13 protein-coding genes, 2 tRNA genes and 4 rRNA genes are annotated in these 22557 nt (G+C 58.1%); 10 read left to right on the forward strand and 9 right to left on the reverse strand.

Going from position 1 to position 22557, the window contains the following annotated elements; translation table 11 throughout:
- Window positions 1-230: 230 nt before the first annotated feature.
- The 5 genes from scpC to OZ911_RS00800 all read right to left on the reverse strand — a co-directional run bounded on the left by scpC (window position 231) and on the right by OZ911_RS00800 (window position 6133).
- Window positions 231-1724 (reverse strand): succinyl-CoA:acetate CoA-transferase ScpC, encoded by a 1494-nt coding sequence (gene scpC, locus OZ911_RS00780; RefSeq protein ID WP_016484306.1) that lies wholly within the window; start codon window positions 1722-1724, stop codon window positions 231-233.
- Window positions 1725-1910: 186 nt separating this feature from the next.
- Entirely contained in the window at window positions 1911-3347 is a 1437-nt protein-coding gene (locus OZ911_RS00785; RefSeq protein ID WP_016484307.1) for an NAD(P)(+) transhydrogenase (Re/Si-specific) subunit beta, read from the reverse strand.
- 2 nt (window positions 3348-3349) lie between these two features.
- Entirely contained in the window at window positions 3350-3664 is a 315-nt protein-coding gene (locus OZ911_RS00790) for an NAD(P) transhydrogenase subunit alpha part 2 (protein ID WP_016484308.1), read from the reverse strand.
- Window positions 3665-3675: 11 nt separating this feature from the next.
- Window positions 3676-4797, reverse strand: a complete 1122-nt coding sequence (locus OZ911_RS00795) for a Re/Si-specific NAD(P)(+) transhydrogenase subunit alpha (protein WP_070086900.1) — start codon at window positions 4795-4797, stop codon at window positions 3676-3678.
- 436 nt (window positions 4798-5233) lie between these two features.
- The gene (locus tag OZ911_RS00800; RefSeq protein ID WP_023047263.1) at window positions 5234-6133 is read right to left on the reverse strand and encodes a LysR family transcriptional regulator; all 900 of its coding nucleotides are present in this window, start codon (window positions 6131-6133) and stop codon (window positions 5234-5236) included.
- Between the two features lie 161 nt (window positions 6134-6294).
- Here OZ911_RS00800 and OZ911_RS00805 point away from each other — a divergent pair, with 161 nt between their 5' ends.
- The 8 genes from OZ911_RS00805 to rrf (OZ911_RS00840) all read left to right on the forward strand — a co-directional run bounded on the left by OZ911_RS00805 (window position 6295) and on the right by rrf (OZ911_RS00840) (window position 14689).
- Window positions 6295-7476, forward strand: coding sequence for an acyl-CoA dehydrogenase (locus OZ911_RS00805; protein ID WP_016484311.1), 1182 nt, complete (start codon window positions 6295-6297; stop codon window positions 7474-7476).
- 14 nt (window positions 7477-7490) lie between these two features.
- A complete protein-coding gene (locus OZ911_RS00810; protein WP_023047264.1) occupies window positions 7491-8711 on the forward strand; it encodes a CaiB/BaiF CoA transferase family protein in 1221 nt (406 codons plus the stop codon).
- 568 nt (window positions 8712-9279) lie between these two features.
- Window positions 9280-10816, forward strand: a 16S ribosomal RNA gene (locus OZ911_RS00815).
- A gap of 85 nt (window positions 10817-10901) precedes the next feature.
- Window positions 10902-10978: transfer RNA gene (locus OZ911_RS00820), tRNA-Ile, on the forward strand.
- 24 nt (window positions 10979-11002) lie between these two features.
- Window positions 11003-11078, forward strand: a tRNA-Ala gene (locus OZ911_RS00825).
- A 244-nt stretch (window positions 11079-11322) separates the two neighbouring features.
- Window positions 11323-14214: ribosomal RNA gene (locus OZ911_RS00830) — 23S ribosomal RNA — on the forward strand.
- A 134-nt stretch (window positions 14215-14348) separates the two neighbouring features.
- Window positions 14349-14464 (forward strand): 5S ribosomal RNA (gene rrf, locus OZ911_RS00835).
- A gap of 109 nt (window positions 14465-14573) precedes the next feature.
- Window positions 14574-14689, forward strand: a 5S ribosomal RNA gene (gene rrf / locus OZ911_RS00840).
- Together the 16S, 23S and 5S rRNA genes with 2 tRNA genes alongside form the textbook arrangement of a ribosomal RNA operon.
- A 66-nt stretch (window positions 14690-14755) precedes the next feature.
- Here rrf (OZ911_RS00840) and OZ911_RS00845 read toward each other — a convergent pair.
- The 4 genes from OZ911_RS00845 to OZ911_RS00860 form a co-directional block, all read right to left on the reverse strand.
- Window positions 14756-17170 carry a TonB-dependent siderophore receptor gene (locus OZ911_RS00845; protein ID WP_311124162.1) on the reverse strand — a complete coding sequence of 805 codons (2415 nt, stop codon included), beginning with the start codon at window positions 17168-17170 and terminating at the stop codon, window positions 14756-14758.
- Window positions 17171-17335: 165 nt separating this feature from the next.
- Window positions 17336-18292 (reverse strand): FecR domain-containing protein, encoded by a 957-nt coding sequence (locus OZ911_RS00850; protein WP_016484314.1) that lies wholly within the window; start codon window positions 18290-18292, stop codon window positions 17336-17338.
- 4 nt (window positions 18293-18296) lie between these two features.
- The gene (locus OZ911_RS00855) at window positions 18297-18800 is read right to left on the reverse strand and encodes a sigma-70 family RNA polymerase sigma factor (RefSeq protein ID WP_016484315.1); all 504 of its coding nucleotides are present in this window, start codon (window positions 18798-18800) and stop codon (window positions 18297-18299) included.
- A gap of 112 nt (window positions 18801-18912) precedes the next feature.
- On the reverse strand, window positions 18913-19602 hold the full coding sequence (locus OZ911_RS00860; protein ID WP_016484316.1) for a GntR family transcriptional regulator: 690 nt from the start codon (window positions 19600-19602) through the stop codon (window positions 18913-18915).
- 205 nt (window positions 19603-19807) lie between these two features.
- Here OZ911_RS00860 and lapG point away from each other — a divergent pair, with 205 nt between their 5' ends.
- Window positions 19808-20569, forward strand: coding sequence for a cysteine protease LapG (gene lapG / locus OZ911_RS00865; protein ID WP_172901719.1), 762 nt, complete (start codon window positions 19808-19810; stop codon window positions 20567-20569).
- A gap of 10 nt (window positions 20570-20579) precedes the next feature.
- Window positions 20580-22526 carry a cyclic di-GMP receptor LapD gene (gene lapD / locus OZ911_RS00870; protein ID WP_023047374.1) on the forward strand — a complete coding sequence of 649 codons (1947 nt, stop codon included), beginning with the start codon at window positions 20580-20582 and terminating at the stop codon, window positions 22524-22526.
- Window positions 22527-22557 lie beyond the last annotated feature (31 nt).

Consider the following 22557-nt stretch of genomic DNA (forward strand, 5'->3'; position numbering starts at 1 on the left):
AAAATGGCGTAACTGTACCGGTCCGCACTTTGGTGGTGCGTTTTAACGTTGGATAGCGGCGTTTACAGGTATAGCGAGGCAAGGCAACCAGTACAGTAGTACAGTTTTATTTGGTCGCAGTGAATGGGTGTACGAGTAGAAGGATTTGACTGTCATGGCCCTTTTGCGGGTTTGCCCGCGAAGAGGCCGGAACAGCAGAAGCAGGGCTGCTGTTCCGTCCGGTATTTGGGTCAGCTAGCCAGCATACGACCAGTTTCTTCCAGATTTTCGTGCCAGCTCAGCGCTTCGCGCAGGATGTGCGGGGTATGGCCGCCACGCTGGCACGCACGCTCGAAGTAATCGTTCAGCGCAGCGCGGTAGTCCGGGTGCACACAGTTGTCGATGATCGCCCGTGCCCGCTCGCGAGGCGCCAGGCCACGCAGGTCGGCCAGGCCTTGCTCGGTGACCAGGATGTCTACGTCATGCTCGGTGTGGTCTACATGGCTGACCATCGGCACCACGCTGGAAATCGCGCCGCCCTTGGCAATCGACTTGGTGACGAATACGGCCAGGTGGGCGTTGCGGGCGAAGTCACCCGAGCCGCCGATGCCGTTCATCATCCGGGTGCCGCACACGTGGGTGGAGTTGACGTTGCCGTAGATATCGAACTCCAGTGCGGTGTTGATCCCAATGATCCCCAGACGACGTACCACTTCCGGGTGGTTGGAGATTTCTTGCGGGCGCAGCACCAGCTTGTCCTTGTATCGCTCCAGGTTGCCGAAAACGTCGGCATTGCGGCGGCCGGACAAGGTGATCGAGCTGCCCGACGCGAAGCTCAGCTTGCCGGCGTCGATCAGGTCGAAGGTGGAGTCCTGCAGTACTTCGGAGTACATGGTCAGGTCTTCGAACGGCGACTCGATCAGGCCGCACATCACCGCGTTGGCGATGCTGCCAATACCGGCTTGCAGTGGGCCGAGCTTGTTAGTCATGCGGCCAGCTTCAACTTCTTGCTTGAGGAAGTTGATCAGGTGGTCGGCGATGCCTTGGGTTTCGTCATCCGGCGGCAGTACGGTGGACGGGGAGTCCGGCTGGTTGCTGATGACAATGCCGACAATCTTGGCCGGGTCGATCGGGATGGCGGTGCTGCCGATGCGGTCGTCGACCTTGACCAGTGGGATTGGCGTGCGGGTCGGGCGGTAGGTCGGGATATAGATATCGTGCAGGCCTTCGAGGTTGGGGTTGTGCGAGAGGTTGATCTCGACAATCACCTGCTTGGCAAAGATCGCGAAACTGGCCGAGTTGCCTACCGACGTGGTTGGCACGATGTGGCCTTGCTCGGTGATGGCCACGGCCTCGATCACCGCAATGTCCGGAAGCTTTAGCTGCTGGTTGCGCAGTTGTTCGACAGTTTCCGACAGGTGCTGGTCGATGAACATCACCTGGCCGTCGTTGATGGCCTTGCGCAGGGTGCTGTCAACCTGGAACGGCATGCGGCGAGCCAGCACACCGGCCTCGGTCAGCTGCTTGTCCAGGTCGTTGCCCAGGCTGGCGCCGGTCATCAGGCTGATTTTCAGTGGCGACTGCTTGGCACGTTCGGCCAGGGCATGCGGTACGGCCTTGGCTTCGCCGGCGCGGGTGAAACCGCTCATGCCGACGGTCATGCCGTCCTCGATCAGACCAGCGGCATCAGCCGCACTCATTACCTTGCTGTGCAGGGAGGACAAGCGGATACGATCACGGTACATGGATTGTTATCTCGGGCTACTGAAACTACTGCAGCGCAGTCTAGAGATTTCGCCCATTGCCGTCCCACGACCATGGTCGTATGAGAAGCCTTGAAGTCGAGCCGTTGATCCGGATCAATAAAAGGAAAGCCCCGGCAGAATCTGACCGGGGCTTCCTTTATATCAGTTGGTTTGCAGCCGTGGTTTTCACTCCACGGCCTTCACCATGTCCTCGATGACTTTCTTGGCGTCACCAAACACCATCATGGTCTTGTCCAGGTAGAACAGTTCGTTGTCCAGGCCGGCATAGCCGCTGGCCATGGAGCGCTTGTTGACGATGATGGTCTTGGCTTTGAACGCTTCGAGGATTGGCATACCGGCAATTGGCGATTTGGGGTCGTTCTTCGCCGCCGGGTTGACCACGTCGTTGGCGCCCAGCACCAGCACCACGTCGGCCTGGCCGAATTCGGCGTTGATGTCGTCCATCTCGAACACCTGATCGTACGGTACTTCGGCCTCGGCCAGCAGCACGTTCATGTGCCCGGGCATGCGGCCCGCCACGGGGTGGATGGCGTACTTCACGGTTACGCCGTTGTGGGTCAGCTTCTCGGTCAGCTCCTTCAGCGCGTGCTGGGCACGGGCCACCGCCAAGCCGTAACCCGGGACGATGATCACGCTGTCGGCGTTGCTGAGCAAGAAGGTGGCATCGTCGGCCGAACCGGACTTCACGGGGCGCTGCTCTTTCGAGCCTTGCGCCGCGCCGGCATCGGTATCGCCGCCAAAGCCCCCAAGGATGACGTTGAAGAACGACCGGTTCATCGCCTTGCACATGATGTACGAGAGGATGGCACCGGACGAACCCACCAGGGAGCCTGCGATGATCAGCATCGAATTGTTCAGGGAGAAGCCGATACCGGCCGCCGCCCAGCCCGAATAGCTGTTGAGCATCGACACCACCACGGGCATGTCGGCGCCGCCGATCGGGATGATGATCAGCACGCCCATGACGAAGGCCAGGGCCAGCATCAGGGTGAAGGCGCTGTAATGACCAGTGAAGGTGAACAGCAGGCCCAGGGCGATGGTGGTCAGACCCAGGATCAGGTTCAGCTTGTGCTGGCCGGGGAACTGTACCGGTGCGCCCTGGAACAGGCGGAACTTGTACTTGCCCGACAATTTGCCGAAGGCGATAACCGAGCCGGAGAAGGTAATGGCGCCGATGGCTGCGCCCAGGAACAGCTCCAGGCGGTTACCGGTGGGGATCGGGTCGGTGATCGCGGCAACGATGCCCATCGACTGCGGCTCCAGCACGGCAGCGATGGCAATGAACACCGCAGCCAGGCCGATCATGCTGTGCATGAAGGCGACCAGTTCCGGCATCTTGGTCATCTCGACGCGCTTGGCCATGATCGAACCCGCGGTACCACCGACCAGCAGGCCGACGATGACATAGCCAATACCGGCGGTGGCCAGCTCGGCGCCCAGCTTATAGATGAGGCCAACCGTGGTGAGCATGGCGATGCCCATGCCGATCATGCCGAACAGGTTGCCGCGCCGTGAGGTGGTTGGGTGCGACAGGCCCTTGAGCGCCTGAATGAAGCACACCGAAGCGACCAGGTACAGAAGTGTTACCAGATTCATGCTCATGCTTACTTCTGCCCCTCGTTCTTGGCTTTCTTCTTGAACATCTCAAGCATGCGGCGGGTGACCAGGAAGCCACCGAACACATTGACCGCAGCCAGGGCTACGGCGAGAGTGCCCATGAGCTTGCCGGCTGGGGTCACAGTCAGCGCGGCAGCAAGCATGGCGCCGACGATTACGATGGCAGAGATGGCATTGGTCACGGCCATCAGCGGCGTGTGCAACGCCGGGGTGACGTTCCACACCACGTGGTAGCCCACATAGATGGCCAGCACGAAGATGATCAGGTTGTAGATGCCATGGGAAATCAGCATGTCTTCCATTGTCGTGCTCCTTAGCCGTTCTTGCGGACGACTTGACCATCACGGCACATGAGGCAGGCCGCGACGATGTCGTCTTCGAGGTTGATGACCAGTGCGCCGTCCTTGTCGAACAGCAGTTTCATGAAGTCCAGCAGGTTGCGCGCATACAGCGCCGAGGCATCGGCACCCAGCTGGGCCGGCAGGTTGGTCGGGCCGACGATGGTCACGCCATTCTCCCGTACTACCTGATCAGCAACGGTGAGTGGGCAGTTGCCACCCTGGGCTGCGGCGAGGTCGATGACCACCGAGCCGGGCTTCATCTGCGCCACGGTCTCGGCACTGAGCAGGATCGGAGCCTTGCGGCCGGGGATCAGTGCGGTGGTAATGACGATGTCCGCCTGCCTGGCTCGCTCGTGCACGGCTTGGGCCTGGCGTTGCATCCAGCTGGCTGGCATCGGTCTGGCGTAACCGCCGACGCCTTCGGCGCACTCGCGCTCCTCATCGGTCTCGTAAGGCACGTCGATGAACTTGGCACCCAGCGACTCGATTTGCTCCTTCACTGCCGGGCGTACGTCGGACGCTTCGATCACCGCACCCAGGCGCTTGGCGGTGGCGATGGCCTGCAGGCCGGCAACGCCCGCCCCCAGGATCAGCACGCGCGCGGCCTTCACGGTGCCTGCAGCGGTCATCAGCATGGGCATGAAGCGTGGGTAGTGATGGGCCGCCAGCAACACAGCTTTGTAACCCGCGATGTTGGCCTGTGACGACAGCACGTCGAGGCTCTGCGCCCGCGAGGTGCGGGGAGCGGCTTCCAGGGCGAAAGCGGTGATGCCGCGTTCGGCCATCTTGGCGATCAGTTCGCTGTTGAAGGGGTTGAGCATGCCCGCCAGGAGGCTGCCACTGTTGATCAGGGCCAGCTCCTGGTCGTTGGGTGCGACCACTTTGAGTACCAATTGGGCGCCGTATGCATCGGCTGCGCTCCCTAGGGAAGCGCCTGCGGCCTCATAGGCACTGTCCGGAATGCTGGCGTTGAGCCCTGCCCCCCGTTGGACGGTGACCTGATGGCCTTGGCCAATCAGTTTCTTGATGGTTTCCGGGGTCGCAGCGACCCTTGTCTCACCGGTCTGCGTCTCGAGAGGAACACCAATGTGCACGACTATTTCTCCTGCGGTGACCTTTTGTCTTTGTATGAGCCAGCACACTTCGGATGGTGCGCTGGGGCGGCTGTGGAGCGCCGACCCGCCGATTCCCGGGCGGGCGAAGCATTTTGCAGACGAACCCGGGGGCCTTCAACCGGTTATGGAGCGAAACGAAGTTAAAACTACAAGTCACCCTGTGACCGCTTGTCGCAGCGGTAAGGCTCCAGCCCGTCAAGCATGGGCTATTGGCAGATTAGGAGAAAAAATCAAAAATATTTGGGTTGATACGCTTACGGCACGGTGAATGTCGCAAAATCACCCGCAAAGCCGCGTGGTTAGCAGGGTTAAAGGGTATTTCCAGGCGGGCATAACAGTTTATGGATATGCGACAAATACATATATCTGTAGGTGTTTAAAATAATTGACTACAGGGTCAATTTGTCGCACTTCATCAAGCTGTTGCGGTGTAGGCCCAGGCCTGGCTCACCAGCCAGTCTCGGAAGGCGCGCAGCGAAGCTGACTCTACCTTGCGATCCGGAATCATCAGATAGTAGGCCTTGTCGCTGATCAGGGCATGCCTGTTAGCGACCACCAGCCTACCCTCCCCCAACTCGCGCTGGATCAGGAACGGTGGGATCAGTGCGACCCCCATTTCATGTATGGCCGCCTGGGCGAGCATCGAGAATAGTTCATAACGCGGGCCTGTCATGTCGCGTGGCACATTCATCCCTAGGCTGCCGAACCACTGCCGCCAGGCGTAGGGGCGCGTGCTTTGCTGCAGCAGTGGCAGTTGGGCGATGCGCTGTGCTTCGAGTATGCCCTGCCCGGCCAGCAATGCCGGGCTGCAGACGGGGACCGGGTTCTCCCCCATCAGCCGGTGCGACTGGGTGCCGGACCAGTCGGCATCACCGAAATAGATTGCGGCATCGAAGGGGGTGTCGGCGAACAGGAATGGCCGGGTGCGGTTGGTGAGGTTGACCGTCACCTCTGGGTGGCGTTGCTGGAAGTCCTTGAGGCGCGGAAGCAGCCATTGGGTACCAAAGGTAGGCACTACGGCCAGCTCGATCACGCTGGCGCCCTGCTGACCCATCACCGACAGGGTGTCGCGCTCTACCGCGTCCAGTTGAGCGGCAACCTGACGACTGTAGGACAGGCCGGCCTCGGTCAGCTTCACGCCGCGGCGGGAACGGCGGAACAGTTCCACATTCAGAAAAGCCTCGAGGCCGCCGATCTGCCGGCAAACGGCACCCTGTGTCAGGGCGAGTTCCTGGGCGGCCTTGGTAAAGCTCTCGTTGCGTGCCGCCGCCTCGAAGCAAATCAGAGCGGTGGTACTGGGGATCTTGCGGCGCATGTACGTCAACCTCACTCGTAAGGCTGTCTTTGTGGTGTTTTGCCGATTTACGAAGTGACAAATTATCACTAATTGGTGCGCAATCCTCGTTTGTCCCGGCGGCCGATCGGGCCTAGGCTCAAACGCACAAGAAACTGCCCCCTATTACGAGGATTTCGCTCATGGCCGGTAAAGCAAGCTTCCACTGGATCGACCCACTGCTGCTGGATCAACAGCTCACTGAAGAAGAGCGCATGGTGCGTGACAGCGCTTATCAGTTCGCCCAGGACAAGCTTGCCCCGCGTGTGCTCGAGGCTTTCCGCCACGAGCAGACCGACCCGGCGATCTTCCGGGAGATGGGTGAAGTCGGCCTGCTGGGTGCCACCATTCCCGAACAGTACGGTGGCAGTGGCCTGAACTACGTGTGCTATGGGCTGATTGCCCGAGAGGTCGAGCGTATCGACTCGGGCTACCGTTCGATGATGAGCGTGCAGTCGTCGCTGGTGATGGTGCCCATCAATGAATTTGGTACCGAGGCCCAAAAGCAGAAGTACTTGCCCAAGCTGGCCAGTGGCGAGTGGATCGGTTGTTTTGGTCTGACCGAGCCCAACCACGGCTCCGACCCTGGCTCGATGATCACCCGTGCCAGGAAGGTCGACGGCGGCTACCGTCTGACCGGCAGCAAGATGTGGATCACCAACAGCCCGATCGCTGATGTGTTCGTGGTGTGGGCCAAGGACGATGCAGGGGATATCCGCGGCTTTGTCCTGGAAAAGGGCTGGCAGGGCCTCAGTGCCCCGGCCATTCATGGCAAGGTCGGCCTGCGTGCCTCGATCACCGGTGAAGTTGTCATGGACAATGTGTTCGTGCCAGAAGAGAACATCTTCCCGGATGTGCGCGGCCTCAAAGGCCCGTTCACCTGTCTCAACTCTGCCCGTTACGGCATCTCGTGGGGGGCGTTGGGTGCGGCCGAGGCGTGCTGGCACACCGCGCGTCAGTACACCTTGGACCGTCAGCAGTTCGGCCGCCCCCTGGCTGCCAACCAGCTGATCCAGAAAAAGCTGGCCGACATGCAGACCGAAATCACCCTGGCGCTGCAAGGCTGCCTGCGCCTGGGGCGCATGAAGGATGAAGGTACCGCTGCTGTGGAAATTACCTCGATCATGAAGCGCAATTCCTGCGGCAAGGCGCTGGATATCGCTCGCATGGCGCGCGACATGCTGGGTGGCAACGGCATTTCCGATGAGTTTGGCGTGGCCCGTCATCTGGTAAACCTGGAGGTGGTCAACACCTATGAAGGTACTCACGACGTGCATGCACTGATCCTGGGGCGTGCGCAGACCGGTATCCAGGCCTTCTATTAATAAGGAACCAGCCCATGGGCGCGCTATCACATCTGCGGGTGCTGGACCTTTCGCGCGTGTTGGCCGGCCCATGGTCTGGCCAGATTCTCGCTGACCTGGGCGCTGACGTTATAAAGGTGGAGCGCCCGGGCATTGGTGACGATACCCGCGCGTGGGGGCCGCCTTTCCTCAAGGATGCCGAGGGTGAAAACACCAGCGAGGCGGCTTACTACCTGTCGGCCAACCGTAACAAGCGTTCGGTGACCATCGACTTCACCCGGCCTGAAGGGCAGCGCTTGGTGCGTGAGTTGGCGGCGAAGTCCGATATTGTCATCGAGAACTTCAAGGTGGGTGGTTTGGCGGCCTATGGGCTGGACTACCAGAGCCTGAAGGCGATCAACCCGCAGCTTATCTATTGCTCCATTACCGGTTTCGGCCAGACCGGCCCGTATGCCAAGCGTGCGGGTTATGACTTCATGATCCAGGGGCTGGGTGGGCTGATGAGCCTGACCGGCCGCCCGGAGGGTGAGGAAGGCGCGGGGCCGGTCAAAGTGGGTGTGGCGCTTACCGACATCCTTACCGGGCTGTACTCAACGGTGGCCATGCTTGCCGCCCTTGCCCATCGGGCGCAGACCGGGGTGGGCCAGCATGTCGACATGGCGTTGCTCGATGTACAGGTAGCCTGCCTGGCGAACCAGGCCATGAATTACCTGACCACGGGCAAACCGCCTCGGCGCCTGGGCAATGCGCATCCCAATATAGTGCCCTACCAGGACTTCCCGACGGCGGATGGCGACTTCATTCTTACCGTGGGCAACGACAGCCAGTTCCGCAAATTCGCAGAAGTGGCCGGGCAGCCACAATGGGCGGACGATCCACGCTTCCTGACCAATAAGCAGCGGGTGGCCAACAGGGCCGAGCTGATTCCACTGATCCGCCAGGCCACAGTATTCAAGACAACCGCCGAATGGGTTGCCCAGCTGGAGGCTGCTGGGGTGCCGTGCGGGCCTATCAATGACCTGGCTCAGATGTTTCAGGACCCACAGGTGCTGGCGCGTGGGTTGGCGGTGAACATTCCGCATCCATTGGCGGGTAGCGTGCCGCAGGTAGCCAGCCCTATACGGTTGTCGGAGACGCCGGTGGAGTACCGACGGGCGCCGCCGCTGCTGGGTGAGCATACCGAGGCGGTACTGGGGGAAGTGCTGGGGCTGGAGGCAGGTGAGGTGCAGCGCTTGCGGGAGGCCGGCGTGCTGTAGAAGCGGCGGGTGCTATATAAAAGCAGGGAGGCCGCCAGGCCTCCCTGCTTTGCTTTTCAGCGATATTACGGTTTCTTGAAATTAATGGTTGACGCCCTTTCGAATCCCCTTATAATGCGCCCCACTTCCAGCGACATCGGAACGACAAACTCCTTGAGATTCAATGAGTTAGGTAGTTAAGGTGGCGTTGAAAGGGCTACGATCGAATGATCGCAAGCGGTTGAAATGGTGGTTGACAGCGCTTCTAAACGCTGTATGATTCGCCTCCCGCTACGAGAGATCGCAGCGAGCCAAGTGTTTGAAGCTAAACGAGTTTCTCGCAAAAAACTTCAAAATAAACGCTTGACAGGCTCTGAGGAAAGCGTAGAATGCGCGCCTCGGTTGAGACGAAAAGCTCTTAACCAAACGCTCTTTAACAAATCGAATCAAGCAATTCGTGTGGGTGCTTGTGAGTATGGACTGATAGTCAAAAAGATTATCAGCATCACAAGTGACCATGCGAGAAATCACATAGTCATTTGAGATTGCTGAGCCAAGTTTAGGGTTTCTTAAAAACCCAAGCAGTATTGAACTGAAGAGTTTGATCATGGCTCAGATTGAACGCTGGCGGCAGGCCTAACACATGCAAGTCGAGCGGATGAGAAGAGCTTGCTCTTCGATTCAGCGGCGGACGGGTGAGTAATGCCTAGGAATCTGCCTGGTAGTGGGGGACAACGTTTCGAAAGGAACGCTAATACCGCATACGTCCTACGGGAGAAAGCAGGGGACCTTCGGGCCTTGCGCTATCAGATGAGCCTAGGTCGGATTAGCTAGTTGGTGAGGTAATGGCTCACCAAGGCGACGATCCGTAACTGGTCTGAGAGGATGATCAGTCACACTGGAACTGAGACACGGTCCAGACTCCTACGGGAGGCAGCAGTGGGGAATATTGGACAATGGGCGAAAGCCTGATCCAGCCATGCCGCGTGTGTGAAGAAGGTCTTCGGATTGTAAAGCACTTTAAGTTGGGAGGAAGGGCATTAACCTAATACGTTAGTGTTTTGACGTTACCGACAGAATAAGCACCGGCTAACTCTGTGCCAGCAGCCGCGGTAATACAGAGGGTGCAAGCGTTAATCGGAATTACTGGGCGTAAAGCGCGCGTAGGTGGTTTGTTAAGTTGGATGTGAAAGCCCCGGGCTCAACCTGGGAACTGCATCCAAAACTGGCAAGCTAGAGTACGGTAGAGGGTGGTGGAATTTCCTGTGTAGCGGTGAAATGCGTAGATATAGGAAGGAACACCAGTGGCGAAGGCGACCACCTGGACTGATACTGACACTGAGGTGCGAAAGCGTGGGGAGCAAACAGGATTAGATACCCTGGTAGTCCACGCCGTAAACGATGTCAACTAGCCGTTGGAATCCTTGAGATTTTAGTGGCGCAGCTAACGCATTAAGTTGACCGCCTGGGGAGTACGGCCGCAAGGTTAAAACTCAAATGAATTGACGGGGGCCCGCACAAGCGGTGGAGCATGTGGTTTAATTCGAAGCAACGCGAAGAACCTTACCAGGCCTTGACATGCAGAGAACTTTCCAGAGATGGATTGGTGCCTTCGGGAACTCTGACACAGGTGCTGCATGGCTGTCGTCAGCTCGTGTCGTGAGATGTTGGGTTAAGTCCCGTAACGAGCGCAACCCTTGTCCTTAGTTACCAGCACGTTATGGTGGGCACTCTAAGGAGACTGCCGGTGACAAACCGGAGGAAGGTGGGGATGACGTCAAGTCATCATGGCCCTTACGGCCTGGGCTACACACGTGCTACAATGGTCGGTACAGAGGGTTGCCAAGCCGCGAGGTGGAGCTAATCTCACAAAACCGATCGTAGTCCGGATCGCAGTCTGCAACTCGACTGCGTGAAGTCGGAATCGCTAGTAATCGCGAATCAGAATGTCGCGGTGAATACGTTCCCGGGCCTTGTACACACCGCCCGTCACACCATGGGAGTGGGTTGCACCAGAAGTAGCTAGTCTAACCCTCGGGAGGACGGTTACCACGGTGTGATTCATGACTGGGGTGAAGTCGTAACAAGGTAGCCGTAGGGGAACCTGCGGCTGGATCACCTCCTTAATCGACGACATCAGCCTGCTGATGAGCTCCCACACGAATTGCTTGATTCATTGTAAAAGACGATGCTGTAAAGCGACCCTGTTATAGGTCTGTAGCTCAGTTGGTTAGAGCGCACCCCTGATAAGGGTGAGGTCGGCAGTTCAAATCTGCCCAGACCTACCATTACATGGTTTAGCCGTAGAATACGGGGCCATAGCTCAGCTGGGAGAGCGCCTGCCTTGCACGCAGGAGGTCAGCGGTTCGATCCCGCTTGGCTCCACCACTTTCGCCGTACGCAGTAGCTAGTCAGAACTTAGAAATGAACATTCGTGAATGAATGTTGATTTCTGACTTTTGTCAGATCGTTCTTTAAAAATTCGGATATGTGATAGAAATAGACTGAACACCAGTTTCACTGCTGGTGGATCAGGCTAAGGTAAAATTTGTGAGTTCTGCTCGAAAGAGCGACGTGCGAATTTTCGGCGAATGTCGTCTTCACAGTATAACCAGATTGCTTGGGGTTATATGGTCAAGTGAAGAAGCGCATACGGTGGATGCCTTGGCAGTCAGAGGCGATGAAAGACGTGGTAGCCTGCGAAAAGCTTTGGGGAGTCGGCAAACAGACTGTGATCCAGAGATCTCTGAATGGGGGAACCCAGCCAGCATAAGCTGGTTATCTTGTACTGAATACATAGGTGCAAGAGGCGAACCAGGGGAACTGAAACATCTAAGTACCCTGAGGAAAAGAAATCAACCGAGATTCCCTTAGTAGTGGCGAGCGAACGGGGACCAGCCCTTAAGTTGGTTTGAGATTAGTGGAACGCTCTGGAAAGTGCGGCCATAGTGGGTGATAGCCCCGTACACGAAAATCTCTTATCAATGAAATCGAGTAGGACGGAGCACGAGAAACTTTGTCTGAATATGGGGGGACCATCCTCCAAGGCTAAATACTACTGACTGACCGATAGTGAACTAGTACCGTGAGGGAAAGGCGAAAAGAACCCCGGAGAGGGGAGTGAAATAGATCCTGAAACCGTATGCGTACAAGCAGTGGGAGCCTACTTGTTAGGTGACTGCGTACCTTTTGTATAATGGGTCAGCGACTTATATTCAGTGGCGAGCTTAACCGAATAGGGGAGGCGTAGCGAAAGCGAGTCTTAATAGGGCGTTTAGTCGCTGGGTATAGACCCGAAACCGGGCGATCTATCCATGGGCAGGTTGAAGGTTAGGTAACACTGACTGGAGGACCGAACCGACTACCGTTGAAAAGTTAGCGGATGACCTGTGGATCGGAGTGAAAGGCTAATCAAGCTCGGAGATAGCTGGTTCTCCTCGAAAGCTATTTAGGTAGCGCCTCATGTATCACTGTAGGGGGTAGAGCACTGTTTCGGCTAGGGGGTCATCCCGACTTACCAAACCGATGCAAACTCCGAATACCTACAAGTGCCGAGCATGGGAGACACACGGCGGGTGCTAACGTCCGTCGTGAAAAGGGAAACAACCCAGACCGTCAGCTAAGGTCCCAAAGTCATGGTTAAGTGGGAAACGATGTGGGAAGGCTTAGACAGCTAGGAGGTTGGCTTAGAAGCAGCCACCCTTTAAAGAAAGCGTAATAGCTCACTAGTCGAGTCGGCCTGCGCGGAAGATGTAACGGGGCTCAAACCATGCACCGAAGCTACGGGTATCACCTTTTGGTGATGCGGTAGAGGAGCGTTCTGTAAGCCTGTGAAGGTGAGTTGAGAAGCTTGCTGGAGGTATCAGAAGTGCGAATGCTGACATGAGTAACGACAATGCGAGTGAAAAACTCGCACGCCGAAAGACCAAGGTTTCCTGCGCAACGTTAATCGACGCAGGGTTAGTCGGTCCCTAAGGCGAGGCTGAAAAGCGTAGTCGATGGAAAACAGGTTAATATTCCTGTACTTCCAGTTATTGCGATGGAGGGACGGAGAAGGTTAGGCCAGCCTGGCGTTGGTTGTCCAGGTTTAAGGTGGTAGGCTGAAATCTTAGGCAAATCCGGGATTTCAAGGCCGAGAGCTGATGACGAGTTGCCATTAGGCGACGAAGTGGTTGATACCATGCTTCCAAGAAAAGCTCCTAAGCTTCAGATAACTGGGAACCGTACCCCAAACCGACACAGGTGGTTAGGTAGAGAATACCAAGGCGCTTGAGAGAACTCGGGTGAAGGAACTAGGCAAAATGGCACCGTAACTTCGGGAGAAGGTGCGCCGGCGAGGGTCAAGGACTTGCTCCGTAAGCCCATGCCGGTCGAAGATACCAGGCCGCTGCGACTGTTTATTAAAAACACAGCACTCTGCAAACACGAAAGTGGACGTATAGGGTGTGACGCCTGCCCGGTGCCGGAAGGTTAATTGATGGGGTTAGCGCAAGCGAAGCTCTTGATCGAAGCCCCGGTAAACGGCGGCCGTAACTATAACGGTCCTAAGGTAGCGAAATTCCTTGTCGGGTAAGTTCCGACCTGCACGAATGGCGTAACGATGGCGGCGCTGTCTCCACCCGAGACTCAGTGAAATTGAAATCGCTGTGAAGATGCAGTGTATCCGCGGCTAGACGGAAAGACCCCGTGAACCTTTACTATAGCTTTGCACTGGACTTTGAATTTGCTTGTGTAGGATAGGTGGGAGGCTTTGAAGTGGGGACGCCAGTTCTCATGGAGCCATCCTTGAAATACCACCCTGGCAACTTTGAGGTTCTAACTCAGGTCCGTTATCCGGATCGAGGACAGTGTATGGTGGGTAGTTTGACTGGGGCGGTCTCCTCCCAAAGAGTAACGGAGGAGTACGAAGGTGCGCTCAGACCGGTCGGAAATCGGTCGTAGAGTATAAAGGCAAAAGCGCGCTTGACTGCGAGACACACACGTCGAGCAGGTACGAAAGTAGGTCTTAGTGATCCGGTGGTTCTGTATGGAAGGGCCATCGCTCAACGGATAAAAGGTACTCCGGGGATAACAGGCTGATACCGCCCAAGAGTTCATATCGACGGCGGTGTTTGGCACCTCGATGTCGGCTCATCACATCCTGGGGCTGAAGCCGGTCCCAAGGGTATGGCTGTTCGCCATTTAAAGTGGTACGCGAGCTGGGTTTAGAACGTCGTGAGACAGTTCGGTCCCTATCTGCCGTGGACGTTTGAGATTTGAGAGGGGCTGCTCCTAGTACGAGAGGACCGGAGTGGACGAACCTCTGGTGTTCCGGTTGTCACGCCAGTGGCATTGCCGGGTAGCTATGTTCGGAAGAGATAACCGCTGAAAGCATCTAAGCGGGAAACTTGCCTCAAGATGAGATCTCACTGGGATCTTGAATCCCCTAAAGGGCCGTCGAAGACTACGACGTTGATAGGTTGGGTGTGTAAGCGCTGTGAGGCGTTGAGCTAACCAATACTAATTGCCCGTGAGGCTTGACCATATAACACCCAAGCAATTTGCTGACGCAGATTGCGGTGGTGAAGATGATACGAACCGAAAGTTCGCAAAAAACCACAAACATCACATATCCGAATTCGCTGGGCTGTCCATCTGGACATTCTGGCTACAGAATTTCTTGACGACCATAGAGCATTGGAACCACCTGATCCCATCCCGAACTCAGCAGTGAAACGATGCATCGCCGATGGTAGTGTGGGGTTTCCCCATGTGAGAGTAGGTCATCGTCAAGATTCATTTTGCAAAACCCCTATCTGCGCATGCAGGTAGGGGTTTTGTCTTTAAGTAGGAACTACAGAGATTCGCAGGCACGTCCGAGTGACGGGCCAGCACACAGAATTTCTTGACGACCATAGAGCATTGGAACCACCTGATCCCATCCCGAACTCAGCAGTGAAACGATGCATCGCCGATGGTAGTGTGGGGTTTCCCCATGTGAGAGTAGGTCATCGTCAAGATTCAAACCCAAAGCCCCTGTCTGCAATGCAGACAGGGGCTTTGTCTTTTCTGGGTAGTTGTATCGGTCAGAACTGATAGCTGACCGTGGCGCTCAAATTGCGTTCCTCACCCATGTAGCAGTAGTTCAGGCTGGCACATGAGGTGATGTAGCTTTCATTGGTAAGGTTGTTGGCGTTAAGGCGCACATCCACGCCCCTGAGCCCAACCTTGCTCAGGTCATAGCCGAGCGAAGCGTCTAACACAGTGTAGGAAGGCACCTTCATGCTGTTTTCCGCATCTACCCAGCTGTAGCCCACATACCGCACGCCACCGCCCAGCCTCAGGCCATCCAGAGGCCCTTGGTGGAAGTTGTAGTCAGCCCAAAGCGAGAACATCTGTTTCGGTGCCTGGGTTGGCGAATTGCCCTTGTTGTCCAGGCTGGCCGACGTCAGGCTCGGCATCGACCGGGAATATTCGATATCGGTGAAGGTGTAGCCGCCTAGCAGTTTGAGGCTGTCGGTCACCTGCACATGTGCCTCCAGCTCCAGCCCTTGGGAACGTACTTCACCTACCGGGCGATAGAAATTCTCGTCAGGCTGCTTCGAAGCCAGGTTTTCCTGCTCGATGCGGAACACCGATGCGGTGAACAGGTTGTCGCTGCCCGGAGGCTGATACTTGATGCCGGCTTCCCATTGAGTGCCTTCGGTCGGTGCCAGGGGGCGGCCTTCCTGGTCGGACACGGTATTGGGATTGAACGACTCCGAGTAGCTGACATAGGGCGCAATGCCGTTCTCGAACAGGTAGAGCACCCCGGCCCGAGTAGTAAATTTGGTGCGTTGATCGTTGACCTTGGTGTCGCTGTCGCGATTCTCCTCGGACACCTTCACCCAGTCCTGACGAAGCCCCAAGGAGAAGCGCCACTGGTCCAGCTCCACCAGATCCTGCAGATACGCACCTGTTTGCTGCAAGCGCCGCTGGTAGCGGTTTTCGCCCAGGACCTCAAGGTTGCCATTGCCATACTGCGGGTTAGCTGCGTCCAGCGGGTCGACCGTGCCATAACGCCATGCGACGTCGGCTTTGCGCCGCTGGTAGTCGGCGCCCAGCAGCAGGGTATGTTTGGCAGCTCCAGTGAAGAATTCCGCCTGCAGCATATTGTCGATGAGGTACGAATGCAGGCGCTCGTCGCCGCCGGTATAGGCGCGGTTGAGGATGTTGCTGTCGGCATCCGTCCAGCCGGCTGAGTACACCTGGTCCATGGAGACGTCGGAATCCTGGTAACGGAAGTTCTGCCGCGCGGTGAACACATCATTGAAGCGGTGCTCGAACTGGTAGCTGAACGACTGCTGGGTACGTTCGTAATTGTCGATGCCCGGCTCGCCCTCGAAGAAGTGGTCTGACAAGCGCAAGCCGTTGCGTTTGTGCAGCATGCCGTCTGCAGGGTTACCGCCATGGTACCCGCCGTTAGGGTCGTGCTGGAGGTAAGCCTGCAATGTGAGCGAGGTGTCTTCGGTAAAGTCGACGCTGATGGCCGGGGCGATGGTGTAGCGTTCTTCCTTGTTGTGGTCGAACTGGGTATCGGATGCATCCGCCAGGCCTGTCAGGCGGTAAGCAATGCGCTTGTCATCATCTACAGGGCCACTGAAATCGAAACCCATGCCACGCTGGCCTTGGGTGCCAACCGTGGCCTGAACCTGATGGTAGGGAGTAAACAGCGGCTTCTTGGTGGTCAGGGCGACCAGGCCCCCCGGCGAGCTTCGCCCATACAGTACCGAAGATGGGCCCTTGAGAATGTCGATGCGCTCCAGGAAGTACGGGTCTACCTGCATGGTGCTGTAGGTGCCGTTGTCGCCCATCGACTTGAGGCCATCGACGTAGATGTTATCCACAGAGCCGTCGTTGAAGCCGCGCATCGCGACATAGTCATAGCGATGGGTGGCACCGTAAGGATTGGTCATCACCCCAGGCGTGTAGCGCATGGCCTGGGCAACGGTCTGTGAGCCCTGGTCGTCCATCTGCTGGCGAGTAACGACCGAGACGGATTGGGACGTCTCCACCAACGGTGTGCTCGTCTTGGTCGCCACTTGGCTGTGCGTAGCGTTGTAACCCTCCATGCTGCCGAGCGCATTACCGAGGGAGAAGCCACGGATATCGGTGTCCGGCAATGACAGGGCGGTGTCCTGGGGCTGTACCTGCAGCACATAGCTACGTCCATCCTGGCTGACGGCTTCCAGGCCGCTGCCATTGAGCATTTGGCGCAGTGCTTGATCGGTAGCGTACTGCCCCTGAAGGCCGTCAGACCGCAGGCCATCTGTGAGCTGAGGTGTACTCGACAGGGTTATGCCGGCCTGGCGGGCAAACTGATTGAGAACGTCGGCCAGTTGACCGGCCGGGATTGCATAGTGATGACTCACTTGAGCTGTTGCAGCCGCTGCGCAAAGTTGCGGAGCAAATGCCAAGCCCAATGCAGTACCAAACAGAGCCGCCCGGACAGCGTGGCGCAAGCGTGCTGATTGCAGGACAGGTCGATAATCATTCAAGTTGGAAGTGTCGGTTACCACCGGGTTGATAGGCATGCAGGGTCCGTTGAAGAGTTGAGGGCAGAAGGTGTCGCTTACTGTCCTAGCCGGACCGCGATTGAAAACCCGCCATAAATCAACAAGGCGTTGTCAGGTCATGCTCTCTACACGTACCCACCAGCGTGTACGGTGACGAAGCCTAACGGGCAGTGTCTGTGGCAGCAGCTGGAGCAAACGTTCCGGATCTTCGAGGCGGAACACCCCCGACAGGCGCAGATCGGCGATCTCGTCGCTGCAGCCCAGGTAACCATGGCGATAACGGCTGACCTGCGCGAGGAAGTCGGACAGGCGCATGTCCTGGGTAACGATCAGCCCTTCAGTCCAGGCCATCGCATCCATGTTCAGGTGCGCGAGCGGGTGCGCCCCCTCAGCATCCAGCCGCCAGTTCTGGCCGCTTTCAATCCACAGCAATTGACCATTGCCAGGTCGGTGGATCGCCACTTTGCCGTGGCTGACGCTGACACGTGTGCAGTCGTTGTCCTGATAGGCTACAAAGCGTCCTTCGAACCCTTCCAGCAGCGCATCGCGAGTTTGTACCAGTACGGGATGCCGGGCGTTGCAGGTAATCATCAGCTCCCCCTGCTTCAGGCGGACCATACGCTGCTGCTCATTGAAGGCCAGGTCCACAGCACTGCGGGTATTGAGTTGCAGCAGTGAGCCACCAGGCAAGGTAAAGACGCGTCGCTCACCGGTGCCGGTGGCATAGTCCGACGCCCACGCACTGATGGCATCGAGGTCCTTGGCCAGCCATGCCGCCGACCCAGCCATGACAACGCCGCCAAGCAGCTTCAGCGCTTGCCGGCGGTGCAGGCGCTGCTGGCTGGTTTCCAGGGTCTGCAACGCCAGCCCTGCACCTGGGATCGAGCGCAGGTCAAGGTCCTGATGCAGGTGCACTACCCGTTGCCAGGCTTGCTCATGTTCGTGGTGGGCACTGCGCCATTGCGCGCACTGTTGCTGCAAGGTCGGCTCATGCCCGCTCTCACGCAGACGCAGCATCCACTGGATGGCCTGCTTGACCGCTTTTGCATCAGGGCGTGCGGCACTCATTGGCTCAACACTCGTCTTCGTAGCGCAGCACATAGCAATGGTAGAGCGCATCAGCGATGTAACGCTCCACCGTACGCACTGAGATCCCCATCTGCTCGGCAATGGCCTGATGCTTCAGCCCCTCGCATTGGGCCAGGAGGAAGGCGCGACGTACCTTGGGTTTGAGGCCGTCGAGCATGCGCGCAATACGTTCAAGCAACTCCAGCAGCAGCTCGCGGGTTTCGGCTGATGGAGACTGTGCTTCCGGCACATGGGCCAATGCCTCCAGGTAGGCCCGGTGCAGCTCCTCGCGGCGCCAGTGATCGATGATCAGCCCACGGGCTACCGTGCGCAAGAAGGCCCTAGGGGTGTTTAGCTGCAGGTGTTCGCGGCGTTGCAGCAAGCGGACGAAGGTGTCATGGGCCAGGTCTGCGGCATCGGCGGCATTGCCCAGCTTGCTGCGTAGCCAGGCGTGTAACCAACCGTGGTGGTCACTGTAGAGCGTTTGCACGGAGTCATTGCTGGGCATAGGGGGAGGGTGCTGGCATCAATGGACATGAATGATAATTAGTCTCATTGTTGGCGCGGCGAGCTGAATTTGCAACCCATCTGCTCGCCCCGCACATAAGGCCAGTTACGGGCTAACGCCCTCGCTGGGTATCAAGATAGTTGCGGATCACCAAAGCCCCGCTATTGAGGTGCCGTTCCAGCACCGCTACCGCCTCGTCCACCAGCTTGTCGCTGGCGGCATCTACCAGTGCGTTGTGATCGTCCTGGGTCAGCTTGCCCAAGCCCATGGAAGAAAGATGAAAACGCAGGAAGCGTTCTTCTTCGTTCAGTTCGTCCTCGATCAGGCGCAACAGCTTCCTGTTCGACGCCTTGCTGTACAACGTCATATGGAGCAAGCGATTCAGTCGGCCGATTTCGGCGTGGCGGGTTTCGTTCTCCAGTTGCTGGATATAGCCACGTGCGCTGGCGATGTCGCTGGCATCCAGCAGCGGGATAGACTGGCGCAGCGCTTCGCTCTCCAGCAGAACACGCAGGGCATAGGTATCCACCGCATCCTCGCCGATCAGCGGCGCAACCACCGCACCTTTGTGCATCTCCACTTTCAGCAGCGATTGCGCTTCAAGCTGGCGCAGGGCTTCGCGCACAGGCATGCGGCTGACACCAAACAAGGTGGCGAGCTCTTGTTGTCGCACGGCGGTGCCAGGGGGCAGGCGGCCATCGAGGATGGCGCTACGCAGGCGTTCTTCGATCACGGCACGGGCCTGGTGCGGCGACAGCTGCTCGCTGACCAGCACATTGCTCAATTTGATTTTTTCGGCCACGCGACGTCTGCCTCAACGATGACTAAAGTTGGATCCAATGACACTAGTAACAGCTTGGGGGAGTTGTCAAACCAAGGCCCGGATTGGAACGGGCGCCCCAAAAGCGCGGCTATGGTGGATGAAGTCACGTGCCAAAGGAAGCAGGCTATAGAAGGATATAAACAGAAAGTGTAGGCGGGCTGACGGGCGGATGCATGATTGCAGGGTGCCATTGTTTTTTGCGGTAGCAAGCCGCACCATCGCTGCTTTCGACTGGCCTGAACAGGGCTTGGCAGTGGCGATATCCTGGATGTTCAAAACCGTTGTGCGATGTGTCGGCTTTGCCGCGCTGCTGGGCAGTCTGCTGCTGGGCGGCTTGCACGCGGATTGGGATTTCTCCCAGATCAGCCGCAAGTCGCAGGCCCTGTATGGCCCTCTGGGTGCCGGGCAGGGCCGTATCGATGCGTGGCAGAACCTGATGGCCACGCAGAAGCAGGGTACTGAGCTTGAGCGGCTGCAAGTGGTCAACCGTTTCTTCAACCAGCAATTGCGCTATGTAGAGGACATCGACCTGTGGCACGAGGTCGACTACTGGGCGACACCGGTGCAGGCACTGATCAAAGGTGCCGGGGACTGCGAGGACTACGCCATCGCCAAATATTTCAGCCTGCGGCGCATGGGTATACCCAGCGAAAAACTACGCATCACCTACGTCAAGGCGTTGCGGCAGAACCGGGCACACATGGTCCTGACTTATTATTCGAACCCACAGGCCCAGCCCTTGGTGCTCGATAGCCTGATGGATGCCATCAAGCCGGCAAGCCAACGTACCGACCTGCTGCCGGTTTACGCTTTCAATGGCGAAGGCTTGTGGCTGACGGGCGCAACAGGCAACAAGAAGGTCGGCGATACCAAGCGGCTGTCACGCTGGCAGGATTTGCTGAAGAAAATGCAGGCCGAAGGGTTCCCGGCCGAGCCGGTTTACTGAAGGAGCACAGATGTCACTGTTCAAACAATTGCTGTTGGCCATTTGCCTGTTCCTGGTAGTCGCCTTCAGTGGCAGTTTCATGGTCAGCCTGGAAAGCTCACGCAGCCAGTACGTCAACCAGCTGCGGTCGCACGCCCAAGATGCAGCGACCGCGCTGGCGTTATCGCTGACGCCGAATATCGACGACCCGGCGATGGTCGAGCTGATGGTCAGCTCGATCTTCGACAGTGGTTACTATGCGAGCATCAAGGTCGTCGATCTGGGCTCCAATGCCGTGCTGGTGGAGCGCCACGCGGAGCCGGACCCTGGCGGCGTACCTGCCTGGTTCGTGCACCTGATTGGCCTTGAGGCCGCTGGTGGCGACGCCATCGTCAGCCGTGGCTGGCAACAGGCCGCGCGGGTAGAGGTGATCAGCCACCCCATGTTTGCCATTGCCAAACTCTGGCAAAGCGCCTTGGGCAGCTTGGGCTGGTTGCTGCTGTGCGGAGCGGCCAGCGCCGTGCTCGGCGCCTTGCTGCTGCGCCGCCAGTTGCGGCCGCTGGACTATATGGTCGAGCAATCCCACGCCATTGCGCGTCGTGAATTCCTCAGCCTGCCTGAGTTGCCGCGCACACCGGAGCTGCGCCGTGTGGTGCAGGCGATGAACCAGATGGTCGAGAAGCTCAAGGCGCTGTTCACCGAGCAGGCCGAGCGCAGCGAACGGCTGCGTGCGGAGTCCTACCAGGACAGCCTGACCGGGCTATCGAACCGCCGCTATTTCGAAATGCAGTTGAACACCCGGGTAAGCAACCTGGAGGACGCGCGCGCCGGCTACCTGCTGTTACTGCGTGTCCAAGGGCTGGCGGGGCTGAACGCACGCCTTGGCGGCCAGCGTACCGACCAGTTGTTGCAGGCCGTGGGTGAGCAGTTGCGCCGCACCTGTGCCAGCTTCCCGGAAACCAACGACCTGATTTCCCGCAGCCGCGGTGGCGAGTTTGCCGTGCTGGCGCCGGGCATGGTGCATGAAGAAGCGGTAAACCTTGCCCAGGCCTTGGAGGCAACGCTGCAGAGCCTGCACGAAACGGGCGCCAGTGATATCGACCCGGTGGCTTGTATTGGCCTCGCGCCGTTCAGCCCAGGCGATTCTCCACAGGCTTTGCTGAAGCTCGCCGATGAGGCTTTGGCCCGTGCCGAAAACCAGCCAACGCCAGGGTGGGTATGCCTTGAACAAGGCGTGGCTGCAGTTGCTGCCGATAGCCAGCACGCCTGGCACGAGCGTCTCGATCAGGCGTTCAACAATGGGCATTTCGAGCTGTTCTTCCAGCCGGTGGTGGATTGCACTTCGGTGCAACGGGTACTGCACCACAAGGTGATTTCACGCTTGCAGGATGGCCAGGGCGAGGCATTGCCGGCGGGCCGCTTCCTGCCCTGGCTGGAGCGCTTTGGCTGGATGCCGCGACTGGACGTGCTGGTGCTGGAGAAAGTGTTGACGCACCTGCGTGGGCATGACCAGGTGCTGGCGCTGAACCTGTCCGCCGCTACATTGGCCGATCCCAAGGCCCTGCACCGCATCTTTGAACTGCTGGGCCAGAATGCGGCGCTCGGCCCGCGGCTGGTTTTTGAAATTGGCGAGGAACAGTTGCCTGAGCAGGCAGCCTTGGAACAACTCACCCGGCGCCTGCACGGGTTGGGCTTCGGGCTAGCGTTGCAGCGCTTTGGCGGGCGCTTCAGCATGATCGGCAACCTGGCCCACCTGGGCCTGGCGTACCTGAAGATTGACGGTAGCTACATTCGCAACATCGACCATGAGCAGCACAAGCGGCTGTTCATCGAGGCGATCCAGCGTGCGGCGCACAGCATCGACCTACCGCTGATTGCTGAGCGGGTCGAGACAGACGGTGAGCGGCGGGTGTTACAGGAGATGGGGGTAGGCGGCATTCAGGGGCAACTGGTAGGTGAACCTGCGCCCTGGCGCTGATCACACTTGGCCACCGACAACCCAGCAGATA

Origin of the sequence: Pseudomonas fortuita, from assembly GCF_026898135.2 — a bacterium.
GTDB classification, from domain to species: domain Bacteria; phylum Pseudomonadota; class Gammaproteobacteria; order Pseudomonadales; family Pseudomonadaceae; genus Aquipseudomonas; species Aquipseudomonas fortuita.

Excerpts from the sequence above, each read along its gene's own strand:
- lapD (WP_023047374.1), top strand. The coding sequence starts at position 20,580 with ATGTCACTGTTCAAACAATTGCTGTTGGCCATTTGCCTGTTCCTGGTA.
- OZ911_RS00800 (WP_023047263.1), bottom strand. The coding sequence starts at position 6,133 with ATGCGCCGCAAGATCCCCAGTACCACCGCTCTGATTTGCTTCGAGGCG.
- OZ911_RS00805 (WP_016484311.1), top strand. The coding sequence starts at position 6,295 with ATGGCCGGTAAAGCAAGCTTCCACTGGATCGACCCACTGCTGCTGGAT.
- OZ911_RS00810 (WP_023047264.1), top strand. The coding sequence starts at position 7,491 with ATGGGCGCGCTATCACATCTGCGGGTGCTGGACCTTTCGCGCGTGTTG.
- OZ911_RS00785 (WP_016484307.1), bottom strand. The coding sequence starts at position 3,347 with ATGAGCATGAATCTGGTAACACTTCTGTACCTGGTCGCTTCGGTGTGC.
- OZ911_RS00850 (WP_016484314.1), bottom strand. The coding sequence starts at position 18,292 with ATGAGTGCCGCACGCCCTGATGCAAAAGCGGTCAAGCAGGCCATCCAG.
- OZ911_RS00855 (WP_016484315.1), bottom strand. The coding sequence starts at position 18,800 with ATGCCCAGCAATGACTCCGTGCAAACGCTCTACAGTGACCACCACGGT.
- OZ911_RS00790 (WP_016484308.1), bottom strand. The coding sequence starts at position 3,664 with ATGGAAGACATGCTGATTTCCCATGGCATCTACAACCTGATCATCTTC.
- scpC (WP_016484306.1), bottom strand. The coding sequence starts at position 1,724 with ATGTACCGTGATCGTATCCGCTTGTCCTCCCTGCACAGCAAGGTAATG.